We start from the raw sequence: 20,734 nt of genomic DNA, 5'->3' as shown, positions 1-20,734 counted from the left end.
CGCCGCTGCCCTGCCCTTGGGGTGCGGGGGTGCCTGCCCAGGCGCGGCGCCGCTGCCCTGCCCTTGGGGTGCGGGGGTGCCTGCCCAGGCGCGGCGCCGCTGCCCTGCCCTTGGGGTGCGGGGGTGCCTGCCCAGGCGCGGCGCCGCTGCCGGGGCTCCGCCCCGGGCCCCCGTACGTGCGCTGCGCGCCCGTACCCTCAATCGCCGGGCGGGCTGAAATTGCGCTCCGCGCAATCCAGCCCAGGGTGCCCCAGGCCTCGCCGGACATCTCCAGCCCCGCCGGCGTTTGAGGCGCGGGGACCGGGGCGGAGCCCCGAATCTTTGAGCCGCGCCGGCGACCGGCCCGCACCCACCCAGCCCCGCCGACGATTGAGGCGCGGGGGCCGGAGGCCGAGTGAGAAGGGCGCCGGAGGCAACCGAAAGGGCGCGCCGGACGTCTCGCTAGGCGGGACGCGCGGCGCCCCCGCCGTGACGTTGGTCATCAGTAAGGCCGATTTTCCCCCGCGATAAGGGCATATGACGGAGGCCATGGCCGGCCACGGCATTCCGCTCCCCTGCCCAGGACCGCTAGGGTCGCCCGGACGAGCGCACCCTCGGGGGGAGGGAAGGAACCGGAGACGATGCCCGTACCCGTACCGCGGCAGAGGGACACCCCGGCCACGGAGAGCGGTGAGGCCGTTCTGCACACCGCCGCACCGCCCACCGCAGCGGCGCCCGCCGCGCCCCACACCACCCCGCTGACCCTCCTCGTCATCGAGGACGACCCCGCGGGCGGCCTCACCGTCCCCGAGATCCTCGACACCGACGGCCACCGCATCCGGCTCCGCACCGCCCGCAACCTCACCGAGGCCGAGCGGCTGCTCACCCCCGACGTGCACTGCATCCTGCTCGACCTCTCGCTCCCGGACGCGAGCCCCCGCACCCCCGCCGCCGCCACGGCCGCGGCCATGGCCACGGCCACCGCCGTGGACCAGCTCGCCAACCTCCGCCAAGTCCTCCGCATCGCCCCCCGCCACGCCGTCCTCGTCCTCACCGCCGAGGCCGACGCCGAACGCGCCGCCGAAGCCGTTCGGGTCGGCGCCCAGGACTTCCTCTTCCGCGACGAGCTGGACGGCCGCCTCCTCAGCCGCGCCATCCGCTACGCCGTGGAGAGAAAGCGGGCCGACATCGCCCAGTACAAGCTTGCAGAATCGAAACTGCGGGCCCAGGAGAACGCCCGCCTGGAACGCGGACTGCTCCCGAACCCCCTCCTGGAGGGCTCCGACCTCCGCTTCGCCGCCCGCTACCGCCCCGGCCGCAGCCGGGCCCTGCTCGGCGGGGACTTCTACGACACCGTCCGCACCCCCGACGGCACCGTCCACGCCATGATCGGCGACGTCTGCGGCCACGGCCCCGACGAGGCCGCCCTCGGCGTCGAGCTCCGCATCGCCTGGCGCGCCCTGACCCTGGCCGGCCTGTGTGGCGACGACCTGTTGTCCACGCTCCAGCAAGTCCTGGAGGTCGAGCGCCCCTGCGAGGAGATCTTCGCGACGCTGTGCACGGTCGACATCTCCCCCGACGGCCGGCGCGCGGGCCTGTGCCTGGCCGGCCACCCGGCGCCGCTGATCTCCAGGCCGGGGCGCCCCGCGCGCCTGCTCCCGTACGAGAACAGCGGCCCGGCACTGGGACTGCTGCCCCGCGCCCGCTGGCCCCGCCGCCAGGTCGAGCTCGGCGGCACGTGGAGCCTGATGCTCTACACGGACGGCCTGATCGAGGGCCGGATCGGCGAGGGCAAGGAGCGACTCGGGCAGGACGGCATGGTCGAGATGATCAACCGCCACCTGGACCGCGGCCTGAGCGGCGAGAGCCTGCTGGAGGCCTCCGTCACCGAGGCCCGCCGCCTCAACGGCGGCGAACTCACCGACGACGTGGCCGTGGTCCTGCTCTCCCGCGCGGAGGGCTGACGGGGAGCAGGTCCGGAGGTGCGGGAGGGTTACCGTCCGCCGTTGTAGGGCCCGTACGGACCGTCGCTGCTGCTGCCGCCGCGGCGCCGACCGCCGCCCGAGGCCTGCTTGATGGCGGGGCGTACGTCGACGAAGAACACGATGGTCGCGACCAGACCGGCGATCTGCAGGAAGAGCATCCCCAGGAAGGCGTCGACCAGGACGGTGATGCCGAGGATGACCAGCCAGAAGGTCTTGGTCTGCTTGTCGGCCGCCCGGTACGCGTCCTCGCGCGCCAGCACCGCGAACACGAAGGCCACGACGGCGAGCGCCAGCACGGCGAACCCGAGCAACGGGAGCACCCCGTTATCGAACCCGTTCATCAGCATCGCTTCGACCGCCTTCTCATCTTCCGCTGTGCTTCCACGCTACCGGGCCGGACCCACAAAGGGTGCCCGGCCCGGCGGTGCTCATGCGGTTCAGCTCTCGCCACCCGGCGTGGCGGCGGCCTTCTTGGCCGTGCTCTTGCGCGCGGTGGTCTTCCTGGCGGCCGGCTTCTCCTCGGCGGCGGCCTCGGACTCGGCGGCAGCCTCGGGCTCGGCCTCCGACTCGTCCTTGGCCTCCGTCCGCGCCTCGGGCTCGACCGCGACGGCGATCTCGACGATCTCCTCGGAGACCTCGCCCCGCCAGGCCCGCACGGCCTGCTCGCCGTGCTCGGCGACCTTGTCGTACGTCTCCTTGGCGCGGACCGCGTACTCCGCGGCCACACCCACGCCGCGCAGCGCCAGGTCCTGCGCGGTCTCCCCGAGCTTCTTCGGGTCGATCGCGCCGAGCACCTCGGCGACCTTGGCGGTGACCGCCTCCTGCGCCTCCTTGGCCGCTTCCCTGGCCTTCTCCTGCACGACCTTCGGGTCGGTGTTCTTCACGGCCTCGATGCGCGCGGGGGCCTCGGCGCGCAGCTGCTCGATGAGCCCCGGCACCTTCTTGGCCTGCTGCACGGCCAAGTCGGCGGTGCCGGCGGCGAAGTAGAGCGGCGTGGGGTCGGTGAGGGTCTTCTTCAGGTCATCGGCGATGGCCATGTGCTGGTCCTCCCGGATCAAATTCGGTTCGTCGTCTTCGGCGGCGTCTCGTCGGCGGGCGCGCCGGGTGCCTCGGTTGCGTCAGGTGCCTCAGGTGCTTCAGGTGCCTCAGGTGCTGCGACAGGTGCGTCGAGTGCGTTCTCCTTGCGGAACGACTCGTAGATCTGGAGCAGCACCTGCTTCTGCCGCTCGTTGATGGACGGGTCGGCGAGGATGACGGCCCGCGTCTCCACCTCGTCCCGGTCCCGCTCATCCAGGATCCCGGCCTGCACGTACAGCGTCTCCGCGGAGATCCGCAGCGCCTTGGCCAGCTGCTGGAGGATGTCCGCGCTCGGCTTGCGCAGCCCGCGCTCGATCTGGCTCAGGTACGGATTCGACACTCCCGCCGCGTCGGCCAGCTGCCGCAGCGAAAGCTGGGCCTGCCGACGCTGCTCACGGAGGTATTCGCCGAGGTTTCCGACGTTGAGCGTTGCCATGGCTCCATCCTGCCCAACCTTGCTAACTATTGCAAGCAGGGCGCTAGCGGCATCTCCCACCCGCGGTCCCGTCCGCCACCCTCGCACCTCCCGCGAGCGTTTCCGCTCCGCCTCGCCGGGACACCTGCCGACATGTAAGGGGACAACAAATCAGGGGGGAAGGCACGCCGGTTGAGCGCACCCCGGCCGCCGGCCGACCGGGCCGCGCTGAACAGCCCGGCTGCGCCCCGGCGCCGGCTCCGGCCCGTCAGGCCGCCGCGATCACCACCGTCGCGTAGTACTCCTCCGAGGTGGCCACCCGGGTCTTCAGGCCCCCCGAGGTCAGGGCCGCGGCCGTCGACGGGCACTGGCGGGCGCTCGTCTCGATCAGCAGGTGGCCGCCCGGGGCCAGCCAGGGCAGGGCGCCCGCCGCGACCCGGCGGTGGATGTCCAGCCCGTCCGCGCCGCCGTCCAGCGAGACGAGCGGCTCGTGGTCCCGGGCCTCCGACGGCATGAAGCCGATCTCCTCCGTCGGGACGTACGGGGCGTTGACCACCAGCACGTCCACCCGGCCCCGGAGGGACTCGGGGAGCGGCCCGTACAGGTCGCCCTCCCACACGCTGCCGCCGTACGGGGCCACGTTGCGCCGCGCGTACGCCAGCGCCGCCGGGTCGATGTCCGCCGCGTGCAGCTCCACCCCGCCCGGCACCCGCGCCGCCACCGCCGCACCCAGGGCGCCGACCCCGCAGCACAGGTCCAGTACGACGGCCCCCGGCCGGGCCAGCGCCACCGCCTCCCGCACCAGGAACTCCGTACGCCGGCGCGGTACGAAGGCCCCCGCGCCCACTTCCATGCGCAACCCGCAGAACTCCGCCCAGCCCACCACGTGTTCCAGCGGTTCACCGCCGACCCGGCGGGCCGCCAGCTCCGCCAGGTGGCCGCCGTCGCGCGCGGCCGCGGCGAGGAGGTCCGCCTCCTCCTCCGCGAAGACGCAGCCCGCCGCGCGCAGTTGTTCCACAAGAGTCGTCAAATACCTCAGTCCTCGGTTCTTTGAACAGGTGAAGCCCCAGGCCAGTCAACCGGACCGGATCAGAAGACGTCCGGGCACCACGGCCTGCGCACGGTACGGAACACCGCGTCGGCCAGCGCGACCGCCCCCGGCCGCTCCTCCGCCACCCGGCCCAGCGCGGCCAGCCGCACCGCCGACTCGTCGCCGAGATACAGGGCGCCCAGCGCCGACACGTCCAGCCGCAGATCGGCCGGCTCCTCCGTCCGCACGCACTGCGCGGTGCCCGCGTCCAGCCGGTAGCGGCCGCCCGCCAGGCCCGCCGCGTCGGTCACCTCCAGGACGAGCACGCCGGGTACGGCGTACGTCCGCGCCCGCAGGGCCCGTACGACATCCAGCAGCCGCACCCACAGGAAGTCCGCGGCGGCCAGCGGCCTGGCGGCGCGCGGGTCCGGGAGCAGCTGCGCGACGAGGTCGTCGGGGGCGCGGTAGCCGGTGCGCACCTTCAGCACCCAGTCGATGGAGCACAGGAACTGCCACAGCGCCCGCTGCGCCTCGGGGGTGACCGCGATCAGGTCCCTGACCTGCACGGTGTTCAGCGGAACCTTCGCGTCCGTCCAGTGGTCGTCGGCGACGTAGGCGGCCAGGCCGGCCACCTCGCCCGCCGCCGTCCGGTACACGGCGTGGAACTTCTCCTTGTACGGGCGGTGGGACATCTCCTCCAGGCCGGTCGTCAGGCTCCACCAGCGCGCGTCCCGGTTCACCGCCCCGGGCGTGACCGCCCGCAGCCGTTCGTGCAGCTCCGGGCCCACCCGGCGCACCTCGGCCACGTCCACCAGGTCGATCCGGCCGCCGTCCACGGGCCCCGACAGGCGCCGGTCCAGTCCGGTGCGCGGTACGTCGATCTCCCATTCCGAGACCGAGGCGGCGGGCCCGTACCCGAAGCGCCCGTAGATCGGGTACTCGGCGGCGATCAGCGTCGACAGCACGTCCCCGCGCGCTTGCGCGGCGGCGAGTTCGACGGCCATCATCCGGGTCAGCAGGCCCTGGCGGCGGTGGGTGGGCAGCACCGTCACGTTCGAGACGGCGCTGGAGGGGACGGCCGTCCCGCCCGGCACGGTCAGCTCCTGCGCGAAGGAGCGGAAGGTCGCCACGCAGCGGCCGGTGTCGGTGTCGAAGGCGCCCTGGATGCGGGCGAGGTCGCTGTACTTGGCCCGCTGGGCACCATCGGATCCGGTTGCCCGGCCCGGGGTCAGGAACCCTGCGTTCAGGGCCTCCAGCCACTCGGGGAGTTCGGATTCGGCGATCGGCCGGACGTCAGCACTCATAACGGGCCACGCTAATCGCCCGGTCCGGCCGAGTCCCGCGATTTTCCGCGCCGTACGGCGGGGTGGGGTGGAGTGGAGTGGGGTGGGGTGGGGTGGGGGCGAGCTCAGGCCAGCAGGTCGTCCACCTGCGCCTCGCCGTCCCGGTACCGCCGGGTGATCTCCGCGGTGCACTCGTCCACCGTGCGCTGCAACTGCTGCCGGCGCCGCGAGACCTGCTCCTCGTACCGGATCAGCCGGCCCATCCCCTCGTACAGCTCCCCGTCCGTTCTGGCGCCCAGGTCCGAGAGCTCCACGTCTGCCAGCATCTCCGCCGCCAGCAGCCGGTACTCCTCCCCGTGCGGGGTCCCGAGCGTCACGTGCCGCGCGGAGGCGCTCCGGCTGGAGGGCGCGTCGGCAAGGATCTCCGAGAGCCGGTCCACCACCCGCGCCTCCGGATCGGTCCGCCGGGCGAGCTCGGCCCGCAGGATGTCGATGCGCCCCTGGAGCAGCCGGCGCACATAGCTCAGATCGGCCTCGTCGCGCTGCGCGTCCCGGCGCAGCGCGCGCAGCTCGGGCAGCCCGAGCGCCCCGGCCGGCGTCGGCGTGCCCTGGGCGTCGGCGGTGCGCTGCGCGGGCGGTCGTACCGCGGCAGCGGCTGCGGACATGGACGACGTGGAAGCGGGTGATGCAGGTACGGAGGTACCAGAAGTATTCATACGAACGAGTCCGTCCCCTCGACCGGTGCGGCGCACCCGCACCGCCTGCGTGCATCGTGCCACTCTCCGTGGTCCCGGTGCAGTCCCACTCCACCCGATCGGCCCCGGACGGGTGCAGTCCTGGTACACAGGTGGTATGCGAGCAGTGGTGCAGAGGGTGGACGGCGCGAGCGTCGTCGTGGGCGGCGAGACCGTGGGCGAGATCGTCGGCGAGGGACTGTGCGTGCTGGTGGGGGTGACCCACGACGACACACCGGAGAAGGCGGCGCTCCTGGCGCGCAAGCTGTGGTCCGTGCGGATCCTGGAGGGCGAGAAGTCCTGCAGCGACAACGGCGCGCCGCTGCTGGTGGTCTCCCAGTTCACGCTGTACGGAGACGCGCGCAAGGGCCGCCGGCCCACGTGGAACGCGGCCGCGGGCGGGGCGGTCGCCGAGCCGCTGGTCGACGAGGTCGTGGCGCAGCTGCGCGAGCTGGGCGCGACGGTGGAGACGGGCCGGTTCGGAGCCGACATGCGGGTCGCGCTGACCAACCACGGCCCGTTCACCATCGTCATCGACATGTAGCGCCGCCGTCAGCGCTACGGGGCTACGGGGCTACGACGACCTCCTGGGCGGCGGCCGTCCCGCCGGCCAGCAGCGGGGCGTCGACCGGAACGTTTCGCTTGACCAGCGCGAGGGCGATCGGGCCCAGTTCGTGGTGGCGTACGGCGGTGGTGACGAAGCCCAGCTGGCGGCCCTCCTCCCCGTCGGCGGCGAGGCGGACGGGGGCGCCGTGCGCCGGGAGCAGCACCTCGGAGCCGTCCAGGTGCAGGAAGACCAGGCGGCGCGGGGGCTTCCCCAGGTTGTGGACGCGGGCCACCGTCTCCTGGCCGCGGTAGCAGCCCTTCTGGAGATGCACGGCGGTGCCGATCCAGCCCAGTTCGTGCGGGATGGTGCGGTGGTCGGTCTCCAGGCCGAGCCGCGGCCGGTGCGCCTCGACGCGCAGCGCCTCGTAGGCGAGGAGGCCGGCGGCCGGGCCGTGCGAGGCGGCGAAGGCCTCCAGTTCGGCGCGGGGCAGGAAGACGTCGCGGCCGTAGGCGGTCTCCCGTACGACGAGCTCCTTGGCGACCTCGGCGATGGAACCGGCCGGCAGGTACACGACCGCGAACTCCTCGGTGCGGTCGGCGACTTCGACGCGGTAGAAGAACTTCATGGACTCCAGGTAGGCGATCAACTCCCCCTGGGCGCCCGGCTCCACGTGCGCCCACGTGGTCTCGCCGTCGTCGACGAGGTAGAGCGCGTGCTCGATGTGGCCGTTCGCGGAGAGGATCAGCGCCTCGGTGGCCTGCCCGGCCGGCAGCTCGGTGAGGTGCTGGGTGAGCAGCAGGTGCAGCCAGCTCAGCCGCTCCGGCCCGGTGACGGTGACGACTCCGCGGTGCGAGAGGTCGACGAAGCCGCGGCCGTCCGCGAGGACGCGCTGTTCGCCGTACAGCTCTCCGTAATGGGCGGCGACGCCCTCGTCACGGCCTTCGGCCGCTACGGCGCCGGGGAGATGGAGCAAAGGGCTGCTGGTCATGCGACCAAGCCTACGACCCTGCCAGGGGGTGAGCGGCACGGTGTTTGGCGGCGCACTTCTTGCACAGGCCGAAGATCGCGAAGTGCTTCATGTCGGTCTCGAACCCGAAGGTCGTACGGAGCTTCGCGGTGAACTCGGCCGCGATGTCGACATCCGCCTCGATGACGTCGGAGCAGTCGCGGCACACCAGGTGGATGTGGTGGTGCCGGTCGGCGAGGTGGTAGGTGGGGGCCCCGTGCCCGAGGTGCGCGTGCGAGACGAGCCCCAGCTCCTCCAGCAGCTCCAGCGTCCGGTAGACGGTGGAGATGTTGACCCCGGAGGCGGTCTTGCGCACCTGGGCGAGGATCTCGTCCGGGGTGGCGTGCTCCAGGGTGTCGACCGCTTCCAGCACGAGCTGGCGCTGCGGTGTCAGCCGGTATCCGCGCTGCCGCAGGTCGCTCTTCCAGTCGACGCTCTCGGTGTCTCCGCTGCTCACCACCCGGCCAGTGTAAGCGCGCGAAGGGAACCGCGGGTGCTCCCGCGATCCCCTTCTCACACGGCGTGCGGAACGTCTGGAGCGTGCGCGCGGATCAGCGGAAGAAGGCGATGCCGTCGTCCGGCATGTCCGGGAGGTTGCGCGCCATCTCCGCGACCTCCTCCGGGGTGACGACCTTCTTCAGCTGGGCCGACATGTACGGGCGCAGCTCGACCTCCGGGGTGGCCTTCTCGCCGACCCACATCAGGTCGCTCTTGACGTAGCCGTAGAGCCGCTTGCCGCCGCTGTACGGGCCGGAGGCCGCGGTGCGGGCGACCGCGTCCGTGACCAGGTCGATCTGGGGCTTCTGGTCGGCGAGCTCCCCGTACCAGACCTCGATGACGCCCTGGTCGCGGACCATGACGATCTCGACCTTGCGGTCCGTGTCGATGCGCCAGTAGCCCGACTCGGATTCGAGCGGCCGCACCTTGTTGCCCTCGCTGTCGAGGACCCAGGTGCGGGAGGTGTACTCCAGGAAGTCCCGGCCGTCGTGGCTGAAGACGACCTCCTGGCCGAAGTTGCACTTCTCCTCACCCGGGAAGTCGAAGACGCCCGCGCCCTCCCAGTTTCCGAGGAGGAAGGCGAGGGGGACGAGGCCCGGGTTCAGGTCGGACGGGATCTGGATCATGTGTGGCTGCTCAGGCGATCTGTGGGAGGGGTTCCGGTGCGGTCGGCTGGGCGGATGCTCAGCGCTGACCCTGGTACAGCTTCTTGACGGCCAGGCCGGTGAAGGCGAGGACGCCGACGCAGACCAGGACCAGCAGGGAGGTGAAGACTGCCTCAAGCACGGGGTGCTCCTCGGATGTGTTCTCGGGCGGTACGGGGCCGGTCCCCAAGCCTACTGGCCCGGGGACCGGTGCACTCTGTGAGGTCGGCCGTACCGCCGATCAGTGCAGCAGCTGGTTCTGCAGGATCACCGTCTGGTGGAAGGGAACACTCGCCACCTGGCCCTTGCGGGTCTGGAAGACGGCGGCCCGGATGTCACCGGCCTGGACGCACCCGACCTTCACCTGCTCGTCGCCGACCGGGGGCACCTCTTCCAGCACGGTGAGGTCGCTGAGGTCCGGGGTGGACTGGGCGGCCTTGGCCTTGCTCCACGCGTCGTCGGCCGTCAGGCGGTTGACCCCGTTGACGTTCATGTTGATGTCGCAGCCCTCGAAGGCGTCCGCGAAGCCGGATGCATGGAAGCGCAGCAGGTAGATCCGGGTGCGGGTGCCGTCGGGCATGGTCCAGCCGCGGGCCACGATCTGGCGCAGCCCGTCGTTCGTGAAGCCCAGCTTCAGCTTCTCGCGCACGGTGGGCTCGTACTCCTCCAGGAAGGCGTCCACGGAGACCACGGAGTCCTTCTCCAGCTTCAGCGTGGAGTCCGGCGTCGATCCCTGCGGGGCGGGCAGGAGCAGCTGGGTCAGACCGGCGTAGTGGATGCCGTCCGGGTTGTCCTCGGCGAAGGGCTGCGCGGCGCCGGGGGCCAGCGTGGGCTTGGCCAGCGCCGGGAAGGCCCAGCGGCCGTCGCCCTCGGTGGACAGGCCGGGGATGTCGGCGCGCTCGGGCTGGGTGATCCCGTACGCGACACCCGTGCCGACGGCGCCGAAGACGAGGACGGCGGCCGTCCAGCGCAGGGCGGCGAACAGCTTGCGGCGGTCCTTGGGCGCGGGTGCGGGTGCCGCCTCCGCCGGGGTCGCCCACACGGCGTCGGTCCCGGGCGCGGGCTGGGGCTGGGGCTGGGGCCCGGGGGCCACGGCGGCTTCGGGCGCGGCGGTCTCCGGGGCCGCTCCAGTGGTGGTCTGCTCGGTCACGCGGACTCCCCGGGGGACTTCAGGTGGGACAGCTGGTTCTTGAAGAACGCCGCAGCGTCGGAGCTGGAGAAGGGCTTGGGCCCGTAGGCGCGGAAGTTGACCAGCACGTCGCCCTGGACCGCCACGCAGTCGAGCGAGTCGATCTTCTCCTCCTCCTTCTCTCCGATGGCGAGGAGCGAGCACTTGGCGTCCGGGTAGCCGTCGATCTTCGGGGCGTCACGCCCTTCACCGATGAGGCCGAGGAGCTTCTTGCCGACCTCCGAGAACTTGCCGAGTGCCTGCGGGTCGGCCTGCATGATGCGGACCTCCACCACCATCTGGCCGCCGCCCTTGGTGTAGCTGCGCCCGGCCAGGCCCTTGAGCTTCAGCTCGGCCAGCGCCTCGTCGCGCTGCTTGCGCTCGGTGCTGGAGAGGCCCTTGCGGCCCTCCTTGAATCCCTGGACGGCGCTTTCGCCGGAGACGAAGAAGTTGTTGCCGTCGTCGGCCAGGTCGGGGCCCAGCGAGAAGGTGCCCGGCAGCGGCAGCAGCTTGGCCGAGAGGTCGTTCAGCGGCACGGCAGCCGGCTTCTCGGGCTGTGCGGGGTGCTCGTCCGCGGCGCTCCAGTAGCGGGTCGGGGCGGTCCGGTCGGCGTCTGCGATCGCGGAGGCGCCCCAGACGCCGCTTCCCACGAGGACGCCGGCCGCCACACCCGCGGCCACGAGGGCGGCCTTCTTGCGGTTGACCGTGCGCGCTGGCTTCGCCGGCGCCTCGGCGCCGACGGGCGCCGGAGCATCGTCCGCCGGGGTCTCGGCCGGGACCTGGGCCGCCGGGGCCGGGACCTGGGCCGCGTCCGCCGGGGTCTCCACCGGGGTCGTCTCGTTCTGCGGCTCGGTCACAGTCGCTCCAGCTGTCGCTTGGCCAGGTCGATGACGTCGCTCTCGGAGACCTTGCCCCGGTTCTCGACGTAGAAGATCTCCATGACGATGTCGCCGCGACGGGCGATCGCCCGCCCCTGCCGGACCGGGTAGTACCCGGGCTCCTCGTCGAGTTCCGAATCCACCCAGACGTGCCCGAGCCCCGAAGGGACGCCCGGGATGGTCACGCCGTCGTTGCCCGCGTACTTCTTCCCGGGCATGTAGGCGGCCTGGCCCTTCTGGTAGTCGTCCGCCTCCTTGAAATCGTTGAACTGCACCAGGTGGACGTCGACGAAGACCCGGTCGTCCACCACCCACGCCGTCGAGGCGAGTCGGCGGACGTTGCCGTTCGCAAGGAAGCGGAAGGCCCGGTCCGGCTCCTCGAAGGCCGCCGAATAGAAGTCGAGCGATTCGTACCCCGCACCGGCGACCTTCGCCCCGCCCGGCGCCTCGATCAGCAGCTTGCTGAGGTCGTCGTCGGTCTTGTGCCAGCGGTTGGCGTTGATCGTCTTGTTCGTCGTGGCGTCGTCCGGCGCGAGCGCCTTGGGCGTCACCAGCTTCTGCTGGGCGAGCGGCGCCAGCGGGGTGGGCTCGCGGTGGTACTGGACCGCGTAGCCGGTGACCGTACCGGCGAGGACTCCGAGCACCGCCGCACCCGCGATCAGGAGCGTCGTACGCCCCCGGCGGCGGCGCGGTGCGGCATCGGCGGCGGGAGCGACACCCGCGTCGGCGTCGGCGTCGGCGTCGGCAACGGGATCCAGGTCCAGAGTGTCCGGTTCCGGTGCCGTCTCCCCCTCTTTCCGCTGCTCGGGAAGGGTCTGTTCGTGTTCCAAAGGAGTCCCCCACAGGACTGGAGGCACGGGCTGGCTTGCCCGCGCGTACCCATGACACGTGCCGGGGGGAAGCAGTTGTATGAATGCTTATTACATTCTTATCTCGCCGGGTTTCATTCCTCGTGACGCCGCTTTCCGTCCAGTTCGTCCCACCACTCGTCGGACTTCGGATCGCCCGAGGGGTCGTCCCACCAGCGGTCGTCCGGGCCCCGCCGGTTTGCGATCACCGCGGCGACGGGCGGGATGACCATGGCGACCACGCACAGGGCCACGGCCGCCTCCACCGAGAACAGCCGCACGAAGGACCAGGCGGAGACGAAGAGGAACAGGCATCCGCCCATCAGCAGGAAATACGCGCGCCGGCGCCGGGCGTACATGCCTCCAGGGTAGAACCGCGCCCCGCGGATGACAGCCCGTACGGCACGAAGGGCCGCACCCCGATCCAGTGGCGTCCAACCCCCGGGGGTGCGGCCCTTCGGCCGTTCGATCAGGCAATCACACGGTCGGAGCTCAGACCGCGATCGCCACGTCCGTCACACCGCCGGCCTCGGCGACCACGACGGCACGGTCCGCCTGGGCACCCGGGACGAGCGCCCGCAGCGTCCAGGAGCCGGTGGCGGCGTAGAAGCGGAACTGGCCGGTCGCCGAAGTCGGAACCTCGGCGGTGAACTCGCCGGTCGAGTCCAGCAGGCGGACGTAGCCGGACACCGGCTCGCCATCCTTGGTGATCTGACCCTGGATAGCGGTCTCACCGGGCTTGAGCGTCGCGAGGTCGGGCCCGCCGATCGGTGCTCCACACATGTTCTCTGTCCTGTCCTAGAGAGGTTCAGCTGCTACGGGGCGTCGCGTGCCCGGGATTACTTGTTGGGGCCGAGCTCGATCGGCACGCCGACGAGCGAGCCGTACTCGGTCCAGGAGCCGTCGTAGTTCTTGACGTTCTCCTGGCCCAGGAGCTCGTGCAGCACGAACCACGTGAGCGCGGAGCGCTCACCGATGCGGCAGTAGGCGATGGTGTCCTTCGACAGGTCGACCTGCTCGGCCTGGTAGAGGGCGGTCAGCTCCTCGTCGGACTTGAAGGTGCCGTCGTCGTTGGCGTTCTTCGACCACGGGATGTTGCGGGCGCTCGGGATGTGACCCGGACGCTGCGACTGCTCCTGCGGGAGGTGCGCCGGGGCGAGCAGCTTGCCGCTGAACTCGTCGGGCGAACGGACGTCGACCAGGTTCTTCGTGCCGATCGCGGCGACCGCGTCGTCGCGGAAGGCGCGGATGGACGTGTCCTGGGGCTTGGCCTTGTACTGGGTGGCCGGGCGGTTCGGGACGTCCTTGCCGTCGACCAGGTCGCGGGAGTCGAGCTCCCACTTCTTGCGGCCGCCGTCGAGCAGGCGGACGTCCTGGTGGCCGTAGAGCTTGAAGTACCAGTAGGCGTAGGACGCGAACCAGTTGTTGTTGCCGCCGTAGAGGACGACGGTGTCGTCGTTGGAGATGCCCTTGGCGGAGAGCAGCTTCTCGAAGCCCTCCTGGTCCACGAAGTCGCGGCGGACCGGGTCCTGGAGGTCCTGCTTCCAGTCGATCCGGACGGCGTTGGTGATGTGGTTCTTGTCGTAGGCGGACGTGTCCTCGTCCACCTCGACGATGACGACGTTGGCGTCGTTCAGGTGGGCCTCGACCCAGTCGGCGTCTACAAGGACGTCGCTGCGGCTCATGGTGTTCTCCTCCGGGGCAGTGTGCGGCGGGGCTGTGCTGGTGCAGCTGGCGGGTGCTGGGTGCTGCGGGTTCTGCGTGCGTGCGTCCGGGTGCGCTCACAGGTCCTGCGCGGGGAGGCGTCAGGGATCAGGAGGCGGGTGGGGTCACGCGGGGAAAGGCCGTCGTCCGGCTGATGGAGCGGATGCGCTCACGCGTCACATGGATCGACAGAGCATGGCGGCGACGCGACACAGGTCTACTGCCCGCCGCTTCGTGAGGTCCGCCTGCTGATGCTTCATAGGCATGGATCGTAGGGACGAATCGGCCGCCCTGTCACCGGCGTGTCATATTCCGAGACAGGATCGTCCGCATAATGGGATCGAGGCCCCGCGGACGGCCGCCGCGCCGCTCCCCGGAGCCCCCGTACGGCCCGTCCTTCTGCGGATCGGACCGCACCGTCTCACGATCCGGCCATCACCACGTTCGAGCCGTCCAGCGTGAGGTGGATGCCGGCCTCGTCCGAGGTCAGGCCGGAGAGGTGGAGCCCGGCCGGCAGCCCGCTGTCGAGGTTGCGGTCGAAGTCGGTCTTCTTGCGCACCAGCTTCTCGATCCCGGGGATGCCCTCACCCGGCACCTCGTCGGCGCGCACGCGGACGGTCTTGCCGCCCTTGCCGTCGCTCGCGTCCTCGAGGGTGATGGTCGACACCACGCTGCGCGTCAGCGTCTTGCCGAGCACGTCCACGCCCGCCGTGACCTTCACCTTGCCGGGCGCCCCGCCGTAGGAGAGGGTCGCGCCGGTCTGCGAGGCCGCGGTCAGGTCCGCGTACGTGATGAGCCCGGTGCCGGTGGCGTTCTTGGCGGTGCCGCGGCTGTAGTCCCCGTTCAGCTGCACGCCGCGGAAACTCGCGTCGAGCTCGGAGAGCCGCGTCTTGCGGCCGTCCGCCATCACCTCGACGCCCCGCAGCTTGAGGTCGACGCGGTCGAGGTCGTGGCTGAGCGCCTGCGTCAGGAACGGGAACCCGTGGATCTCCACCTCCGAGCTCCCGGCCAGCCCCTGCCGGGCCTGGATCCTGTCGGCCAGCCGGTTCTCCGCATAGCCGGCCGCCCAGCGGTCGACTCCGACGAAGATCCCTCCCAGCACCACTCCGATGATCAGAACGACACGCAGGAAACGCACGTGCCCCCACCCCCTACTAATCGGTACGTGCCACCCAGTGGACCATGGACCGCCGTCAAGGGGCCGTCAGCCCACCGCCGGACCGCCTCAGCCCACCACCCGGCCGATGAGGTAGACGGCGGGGGCGGCCGCCGCCAGCGGCAGCGCGACACCGGCCGTCATGTGGACGAACTTCGACGGGTAGTCGTACGCCGCCACGCGCAGCCCGATCAGCGCGCACACCCCGGCGACGAACCCGATCAGCGCCCCGCCCACGCCGACGCCGGCCAGCCCGCCGACGGCGATGCCCGCACCGGCGGCCGCGGCCAGCGAGACGCCGACCGAGGCGGCGGGCGGCAGCGGCAGCGCGCGGGCGAAGACGGCGACGGCCACCGAGGCCGCGCCGACGCTGACGGCGCCGGTGTCCGCGGCCAGGTAGCCGGCGCACACGATGGCGAGGGCGGCGGAGGCCACCGAGGCCATCAGCCCGTACATCCGCTCGTCGGGGTCGGCGTGGCTGCGCAGCTGGAGCACGAGGGTCAGCAGCACCCAGGCGCCGAGCGTGCCGATGATCGCGCCGGGGCCGTAGGCGTCCTCCACGGCGAGCACGGCGACATCGGCGACGAGGGCTCCGGCGAAGGCGAGCGCGATGCCCTGGCGGGCCGGCCACATGCCGTTGAGGCGGAACCAGCCGGCCGCGGTGAGCCCCTGGAGGGCGACCAGCGGCACGACGAGCGCGAGCTGCCCGAGCACCGCGGCCAGGGCGAGCAGGACCCCGAGGGCGGCGGTCAGTATCGCCGGCTGCGGACCGGGGTCGATGATCGGCGACCGGCCCTCGGCGCGGGCCTGGGCCGGATCGACGGCGCGCAGGGTGTTGCCGGCGAGGGTGGGCGGCGAGTACGCGGGCTCCTCCTCGGCGTCGGGCTCGGGGGCCGCGGCCGCCTGGGGCGGGAGATAGGCGGTCTGCTCGGCCGGTGCCTCGGCGCGGAACCAGCCGTCCGGGGCCGCAGGTGCGTCCGGAGCGGGTACCGGCTCCTGGTACGGCGGCAGGTAGGCCGTCTGCTCGGCGGCCGGAGCCGGATGCGACCAGTCCTGGGCGGGGGCCGGAGCCGGAGCCTGGGCCTCGTCCCGGAACCAGCCCTCCGGAACCGCGGCCGGGGCCGGGCCCGGGGCCTGCTCCTGGTACGGCGGCAGGTAGGCCGTCTGCTCGGCGGCCGGAGCCGGGTGCGACCAGTCCTGCGCCGGAGCCTGGACCTCGTCCCGGAACCACCCGTCGGGCGCGACCGGCTGCCCCGGCACCCCGCCCAGCGGCGGCTGCACCGGCTGGTAGCCGGTGTCCCAGGTGTCGGACTGCCAGGTCTGGGTCCCGTACGGATCCTGGGTCCCGTACGGATCCTGGTTCTGGTTCTGGTTCTGGTGCTGCTCGTACTGCTGCTGCTGTTGCTGCAGGTACTGCTGCTGCTGTTCCTCGGGTGTGCTCATCGGCTCCCGCTCACCCGCCCGCGAACGGCGGGAGCACCTCTACGGTGCCCCCCTCGGTCAGCAGGACGGCATCGTGCGGGCGCTTGCCCACAGGCTCGTCGTTCACGAGGAAGGAGCAGCGCAGCAGGACCCGGGTCAGCTCCCCGGGGTGGCGCTCCCGCACGGCGTCGAGCGCCTCGGCCAGTGTCCGCGCCGAGTACGGCTCCTCCGCCGTCTTGGCCGCGGCCTTGGCCGCCGCCCAGTAGCGGATGGTTCCGGTTGCCACTGCAGCTCCTATCGTCGGCTCTCTACCGTCGGCCTCCATGATGACCCCTCCCACCCCCCACTCCGGCGTGCCTCCGCGCGCCCCGTATGCGCCCGAGCGGGCCGGCGGCACCGCTCGGCGGGCCGCCGATCGCATGAAACCGGGGCATACGCTGGACATGCGCGTGGCAGGAACCACAGAAGTGGGAGCGGAAGAAGCCTCGGCCGGGAAAGGGCCCGTGGGCTATTCTGCTGCGAAGAGGATCCGGGCAACGTTGCCCCCGGGTCCTTTTGTGCTTTCAGCACGTTGAACGAACCGAGAACAGTGGTATCCATCCGGACCTCAGGGCGCGGGGACCGGGCGGAGGCCACGCACCACACGTACGAAGCAGAACCGCGCATGTCCTCGACGGGACCGAGGAGGAACCGACGTGATGGACCAGCGAACCGTGTTCGACCTGCCGACCGGAACCGGGCGGGGTGGTCGGGCATGAGCTCTCTCCTGCTGCTGACCAACGCCCTGCAGCCGTCCACCGAGGTGCTGCCCGCCCTCGGCCTGCTGCTGCACAACGTGCGGGTGGCCCCCGCCGAGGGGCCGGCGCTCGTGGACACCCCGGGTGCCGACGTCATCCTCGTGGACGGCCGCCGCGACCTGCCGCAGGTGCGGTCGCTGTGCCAGCTGCTCCGGTCCACCGGGCCCGGCTGCCCGCTCCTCCTCGTCGTCACCGAAGGCGGCCTCGCGGCCGTCACCGCCGACTGGGGCATCGACGACGTCCTCCTCGACACCGCGGGCCCGGCGGAGGTCGAGGCCCGGCTGCGGCTGGCCACGGGCCGCCAGCAGCTCGGCTCGGACGACTCCCCGATGGAGATCCGCAACGGCGACCTGTCGGTCGACGAGGCGACGTACAGCGCGAAGCTGAAGGGCCGGGTCCTGGACCTGACCTTCAAGGAGTTCGAGCTGCTCAAATACCTCGCGCAGCACCCGGGCCGGGTCTTCACCCGCGCCCAGCTGCTCCAGGAGGTCTGGGGGTACGACTACTTCGGCGGCACCCGGACGGTGGACGTCCACGTACGGCGGCTGCGCGCCAAGCTCGGCCCCGAGCACGAGTCGCTGATCGGCACGGTCCGCAACGTCGGCTACCGCTTCGTCACGCCGGAGAAGGTCGAGCGGGCGGCGGCGGAAGCCGCGGCCCAGGCGGCCGCGCAGGCGGCGGCACAGGCTTCGGTACCGGCTTCGGCACCGGCGGCCGCGGCCGTCACCCGCCCGGCGTAAGACCCTGTGAGCATCCACTCCGCAGGACGCCCTGCCCAGAGGTAGGTCACCCCGCGTAGACTGCCGCGCGTGGCCAAGGTGACGCGGGATGACGTGGCGCGACTTGCGGGTACCTCTACCGCCGTCGTGAGCTACGTCATCAACAACGGACCCCGGCCGGTTGCCCCGGCCACGCGCGAGCGTGTCCTCGCCGCGATCAAGGAGCTGGGCTACCGCCCGGACCGGGTCGCCCAGGCGATGGCCTCACGGCGCACCGACCTCATAGGCATGATCGTCCCCGATGCCCGCCAGCCGTTCTTCGCGGAAATGGCGCACGCGGTCGAGCAGGCCGCCGCCGAGCGCGGAAAGATGGTGCTGGTCGGGAACTCCGACTACCGGGACGAGCGCGAGGTCCACTACCTGCGGGCCTTCCTGGGCATGCGGGTCTCGGGCCTGATCCTGGTCAGCCAGGGCATGAGTGAGCGCGCGGCCTCGGAGATCGAGGCCTGGGACGCACGGGTGGTCCTCCTCCACGAGCGCCCGGAGGCGATCGACGACGTCGCCGTGGTCACGGACGACATCGGCGGCGCCCAGCTCGCCACCCGCCACCTGCTCGAACACGGGCACGCGTACGTCGCGTGCATCGGCGGCGTCGAGAACACCCCGTCCGTCGGCGACCCGGTCGCCGACCACGTCGAGGGCTGGCGCCGCGCCATGCAGGAGTCCGGCCGCTCGACCGAGGGGCGCCTGTTCGAGGCCCCGTACAACCGCTACGACGCCTACCGTGTCGCGCTGGAGGTCCTCGCCGGCCCGGACCGCCCGCCGGCCATCTTCTGCGCTACGGACGACCAGGCCATCGGCGTGCTCCGGGCCGCCCGCGAACTGCGCATCGACGTCCCCGGCGAGCTGGCGGTGGCCGGCTTCGACGACGTCAAGGAGGCGGCCCTGACGGACCCGCCCCTGACCACCATTGCCTCGGACCGCCCGGCGATGGCCCGCGCGGCGGTGGACCTCGTCCTGGACGACGCCCTCCGCGTGGCCGGCTCCCGCCGCGAACGCCTCCGCCAGTTCCCGTCGGCCCTGGTGATCCGCCGCTCGTGCGGCTGCCGCTAGCCGTCCGGCGGTCACCGGGGCCACCCGCCCCCACCACGGCCGGCCCCGGCCTGCGGCCCCGCCCCGGCCTGCGGCCCCGCCCCCCTGGGGCTCCGCCCCAGACCTCGGCCTCGTACCGGGGCCGACCTCTCGCCTGCGGCCCGTCGTCCTGGGGCTCCGCCCCAGACCCCGCGCCTCAAACGCCGGCGGGGCTGAGTGTGCCCTGCGGGCACCTCCGCCCGTAGGGCATGCCTGCCGGCGACATCCCAAAAAACCAGCCTCGCCGGCGTTTGAGGCGCGGGGTGCGGGGCGGAGCCCCGGTCTTTCAGCCTCGCCGACGTTTCAGGCGCGGGGGTGCGGGGCGGAACCCCGGTCTTTCAGCCTCGCCGGCGTTTGAGGCGCGGGGGTCCGGGGGCTGGTTCCCGGCAACGGTGCCGTACCGGCTCTTATATCGGGCATACGCGGTTCTGTCGGGCTTCTCAGGTCAGACTCAGGAAGCTCTCATCATCGGCGCGGAGAGTCGTAGCCATGACCGAGAGCTTCCGCCGCGAAGGCGAGTACCCGCAGGAGAACCGCCCGGCCCAGCCCGCCCCCTGGGGGGAGGACTGGCAGACGGGGCGCGACCGGCTCGCGCAGGATGCCGGGGCCGGGGGGTATCCGCCGGCGCCCGCGTACCCGCCCGCCGCGCCCGGCTGGCACGAGGCGCACCAGCCTCCGGTGATCCAGGGCGAGACCGTCCCGTCCGCCCATGCGGCAGGCGACGGCGGCGGACCGCAGCGCCCCGCCCACGCGGCCGCGCCCGCCCCTCGCGCCAAGAGGCCGGTCGCGCTGCTCGCCGCCGTCGCCCTCGCGGCGGCCGTGGTCGGCGGCGGCACCGCGGCGGCCGTCCAGCAGCTGATGGGCGGCAACGGTGCGACCGGGTCCGCAGGCGGCTTCCACGGCACCAACGTCTCGCAGTCCAGCAATAGCACCGTCTCCGGCGTGGCCGAGCAGAACAGCCCCTCCGTGGTCCGCATCGACACCCGCACCGGCTCCGGCCAGGGCACGGGCTCCGGCATCGTGGTCACCGGCGACGGCGAGATCGTCACCAACAACCACGTCGTCGCGGGCGCCTCCGAGATCCAGGTGACGATGAGCGACGGCAAGAAGTACACGGCCAAGGTCCTCGGCACGGACTCCGACAAGGACTTGGCGCTCATCAAGCTCGAAGGGGCGAGCGGCCTCAAGGCCGCCAAGCTCGGCGACTCCGACGGCGTGAAGGTCGGCGACGAGGTCGTCGCCATCGGCTCCCCCGACCGCCTCACCGGCACCGTCACCAGCGGCATCGTCTCCGCGCTGAACCGCGAGGTGAACGTACAGAAGCCGGAGACGCAGCAGTCCCCGCAGCGCGGAGGCGACGGCGGCTGGCCGTTCTCCTTCAACGGTCAGCAGTTCAACGGGAACACCGGCAGCGACACCGCCTCCTACAAGGCCATCCAGACCGACGCCTCCCTCAACCCGGGCAACTCCGGCGGCGCCCTGTTCAACATGAACGGCGAAGTCGTGGGCATGCCCTCCGCGATCTACTCCCCCTCCAACGGCAGCGCCGGCGCGGGCAGCGTAGGCCTCGGCTTCGCCATCCCGGTGAACACGATCAAGGCGGACCTGGACTCCCTGCGCAAGGGCGGTCCCAGCGGCACGGGCTCCGACAACGGCAACGGCAACGGCAATAGCGACAGCAGCGACAACGGCTTCGGCACCTCGTTCTGACCG

The 20,734-nt window shown here is 72.1% G+C and carries 24 protein-coding genes; 5 read left to right on the top strand and 19 right to left on the bottom strand.

The genetic code is table 11. The features are described from left to right. The first annotated feature begins 620 nt into the window (after window positions 1-620). Complete coding sequence (locus tag J7E94_RS18675; RefSeq protein WP_215016782.1) at window positions 621-1,943, top strand: PP2C family protein-serine/threonine phosphatase; 1,323 nt, start codon at window positions 621-623, stop codon at window positions 1,941-1,943. Window positions 1,944-1,972: 29 nt separating this feature from the next. Here the strand turns inward: J7E94_RS18675 and J7E94_RS18670 are convergent, their stop codons facing one another. From J7E94_RS18670 to J7E94_RS18645, 6 genes are all read right to left on the bottom strand, one after another. After that, window positions 1,973-2,311 (bottom strand): DUF2516 family protein, encoded by a 339-nt coding sequence (locus tag J7E94_RS18670; RefSeq protein ID WP_215016780.1) that lies wholly within the window; start codon window positions 2,309-2,311, stop codon window positions 1,973-1,975. A gap of 90 nt (window positions 2,312-2,401) precedes the next feature. Beyond that, window positions 2,402-3,001 carry a hypothetical protein gene (locus J7E94_RS18665; protein ID WP_215016778.1) on the bottom strand — a complete coding sequence of 200 codons (600 nt, stop codon included), beginning with the start codon at window positions 2,999-3,001 and terminating at the stop codon, window positions 2,402-2,404. Window positions 3,002-3,018: 17 nt separating this feature from the next. Further along, window positions 3,019-3,477: a helix-turn-helix domain-containing protein gene (locus tag J7E94_RS18660; protein ID WP_215016776.1), complete on the bottom strand. Its 459-nt coding sequence runs from the start codon at window positions 3,475-3,477 to the stop codon at window positions 3,019-3,021. Window positions 3,478-3,724: 247 nt separating this feature from the next. After that, window positions 3,725-4,486, bottom strand: coding sequence for a putative protein N(5)-glutamine methyltransferase (locus J7E94_RS18655; protein WP_374224463.1), 762 nt, complete (start codon window positions 4,484-4,486; stop codon window positions 3,725-3,727). Between the two features lie 59 nt (window positions 4,487-4,545). Continuing rightward, entirely contained in the window at window positions 4,546-5,790 is a 1,245-nt protein-coding gene (locus J7E94_RS18650; protein WP_215016775.1) for a GNAT family N-acetyltransferase, read from the bottom strand. Between the two features lie 104 nt (window positions 5,791-5,894). After that, window positions 5,895-6,434 (bottom strand): ABC transporter substrate-binding protein, encoded by a 540-nt coding sequence (locus tag J7E94_RS18645; protein WP_374224462.1) that lies wholly within the window; start codon window positions 6,432-6,434, stop codon window positions 5,895-5,897. A 187-nt stretch (window positions 6,435-6,621) separates the two neighbouring features. On the opposite strand from J7E94_RS18645, the gene dtd reads away from it, so the two are divergent. Next, window positions 6,622-7,047, top strand: a complete 426-nt coding sequence (dtd, locus tag J7E94_RS18640; RefSeq protein WP_215016771.1) for a D-aminoacyl-tRNA deacylase — start codon at window positions 6,622-6,624, stop codon at window positions 7,045-7,047. A 22-nt stretch (window positions 7,048-7,069) separates the two neighbouring features. On the opposite strand, the gene J7E94_RS18635 is transcribed toward dtd, so the two are convergent. The 13 genes from J7E94_RS18635 to J7E94_RS18580 all read right to left on the bottom strand — a co-directional run bounded on the left by J7E94_RS18635 (window position 7,070) and on the right by J7E94_RS18580 (window position 16,660). Beyond that, window positions 7,070-8,038 carry a folate-binding protein YgfZ gene (locus J7E94_RS18635; protein WP_215016770.1) on the bottom strand — a complete coding sequence of 323 codons (969 nt, stop codon included), beginning with the start codon at window positions 8,036-8,038 and terminating at the stop codon, window positions 7,070-7,072. Window positions 8,039-8,048: 10 nt separating this feature from the next. Beyond that, window positions 8,049-8,516 (bottom strand): Fur family transcriptional regulator, encoded by a 468-nt coding sequence (locus J7E94_RS18630; RefSeq protein WP_308345286.1) that lies wholly within the window; start codon window positions 8,514-8,516, stop codon window positions 8,049-8,051. Window positions 8,517-8,607: 91 nt separating this feature from the next. Next, the gene (locus J7E94_RS18625; RefSeq protein WP_215016768.1) at window positions 8,608-9,180 is read right to left on the bottom strand and encodes an FABP family protein; all 573 of its coding nucleotides are present in this window, start codon (window positions 9,178-9,180) and stop codon (window positions 8,608-8,610) included. Between the two features lie 259 nt (window positions 9,181-9,439). Beyond that, window positions 9,440-10,348: a hypothetical protein gene (locus J7E94_RS18620; RefSeq protein ID WP_308345283.1), complete on the bottom strand. Its 909-nt coding sequence runs from the start codon at window positions 10,346-10,348 to the stop codon at window positions 9,440-9,442. Beyond that, window positions 10,345-11,223, bottom strand: a complete 879-nt coding sequence (locus J7E94_RS18615; protein ID WP_251056862.1) for a hypothetical protein — start codon at window positions 11,221-11,223, stop codon at window positions 10,345-10,347. Before J7E94_RS18615 ends, J7E94_RS18620 begins: the two co-directional genes overlap by 4 nt. After that, entirely contained in the window at window positions 11,220-12,074 is an 855-nt protein-coding gene (locus J7E94_RS18610) for a hypothetical protein (protein WP_251056861.1), read from the bottom strand. Before J7E94_RS18610 ends, J7E94_RS18615 begins: the two co-directional genes overlap by 4 nt. A gap of 113 nt (window positions 12,075-12,187) precedes the next feature. Further along, on the bottom strand, window positions 12,188-12,520 hold the full coding sequence (locus tag J7E94_RS18605; RefSeq protein ID WP_215016831.1) for a DUF3099 domain-containing protein: 333 nt from the start codon (window positions 12,518-12,520) through the stop codon (window positions 12,188-12,190). Between the two features lie 64 nt (window positions 12,521-12,584). Continuing rightward, window positions 12,585-12,875, bottom strand: a complete 291-nt coding sequence (locus J7E94_RS18600; RefSeq protein WP_215016764.1) for a DUF1416 domain-containing protein — start codon at window positions 12,873-12,875, stop codon at window positions 12,585-12,587. 56 nt (window positions 12,876-12,931) lie between these two features. Further along, window positions 12,932-13,777: a sulfurtransferase gene (locus J7E94_RS18595; protein ID WP_215016762.1), complete on the bottom strand. Its 846-nt coding sequence runs from the start codon at window positions 13,775-13,777 to the stop codon at window positions 12,932-12,934. A 195-nt stretch (window positions 13,778-13,972) separates the two neighbouring features. Further along, on the bottom strand, window positions 13,973-14,056 hold the full coding sequence (locus J7E94_RS35970) for a putative leader peptide (RefSeq protein WP_350206375.1): 84 nt from the start codon (window positions 14,054-14,056) through the stop codon (window positions 13,973-13,975). A gap of 161 nt (window positions 14,057-14,217) precedes the next feature. Continuing rightward, a complete protein-coding gene (locus J7E94_RS18590) occupies window positions 14,218-14,934 on the bottom strand; it encodes a DUF2993 domain-containing protein (protein WP_215016760.1) in 717 nt (238 codons plus the stop codon). Window positions 14,935-15,021: 87 nt separating this feature from the next. After that, window positions 15,022-16,395 (bottom strand): hypothetical protein, encoded by a 1,374-nt coding sequence (locus J7E94_RS18585; RefSeq protein ID WP_215016758.1) that lies wholly within the window; start codon window positions 16,393-16,395, stop codon window positions 15,022-15,024. Window positions 16,396-16,405: 10 nt separating this feature from the next. Then, window positions 16,406-16,660: a MoaD/ThiS family protein gene (locus tag J7E94_RS18580; RefSeq protein WP_030718384.1), complete on the bottom strand. Its 255-nt coding sequence runs from the start codon at window positions 16,658-16,660 to the stop codon at window positions 16,406-16,408. A gap of 468 nt (window positions 16,661-17,128) precedes the next feature. Here J7E94_RS18580 and J7E94_RS18575 point away from each other — a divergent pair, with 468 nt between their 5' ends. From J7E94_RS18575 to J7E94_RS18565, 3 genes are all read left to right on the top strand, one after another. Then, window positions 17,129-17,911, top strand: a complete 783-nt coding sequence (locus J7E94_RS18575) for a response regulator transcription factor (RefSeq protein WP_215016756.1) — start codon at window positions 17,129-17,131, stop codon at window positions 17,909-17,911. A 69-nt stretch (window positions 17,912-17,980) separates the two neighbouring features. After that, window positions 17,981-19,003: a LacI family DNA-binding transcriptional regulator gene (locus J7E94_RS18570; RefSeq protein ID WP_215016754.1), complete on the top strand. Its 1,023-nt coding sequence runs from the start codon at window positions 17,981-17,983 to the stop codon at window positions 19,001-19,003. Between the two features lie 507 nt (window positions 19,004-19,510). Next, a complete protein-coding gene (locus J7E94_RS18565; protein WP_215016752.1) occupies window positions 19,511-20,731 on the top strand; it encodes a S1C family serine protease in 1,221 nt (406 codons plus the stop codon). The last annotated feature ends 3 nt before the right edge of the window (window positions 20,732-20,734 follow it).

Origin of the sequence: Streptomyces sp. ISL-94 (assembly GCF_018614075.1) — a bacterium.
GTDB lineage: Bacteria > Actinomycetota > Actinomycetes > Streptomycetales > Streptomycetaceae > Streptomyces.
The sequence above is the reverse complement of the archived record's forward strand: the minus strand, read 5'-3'. Positions and strand labels throughout refer to the sequence as shown.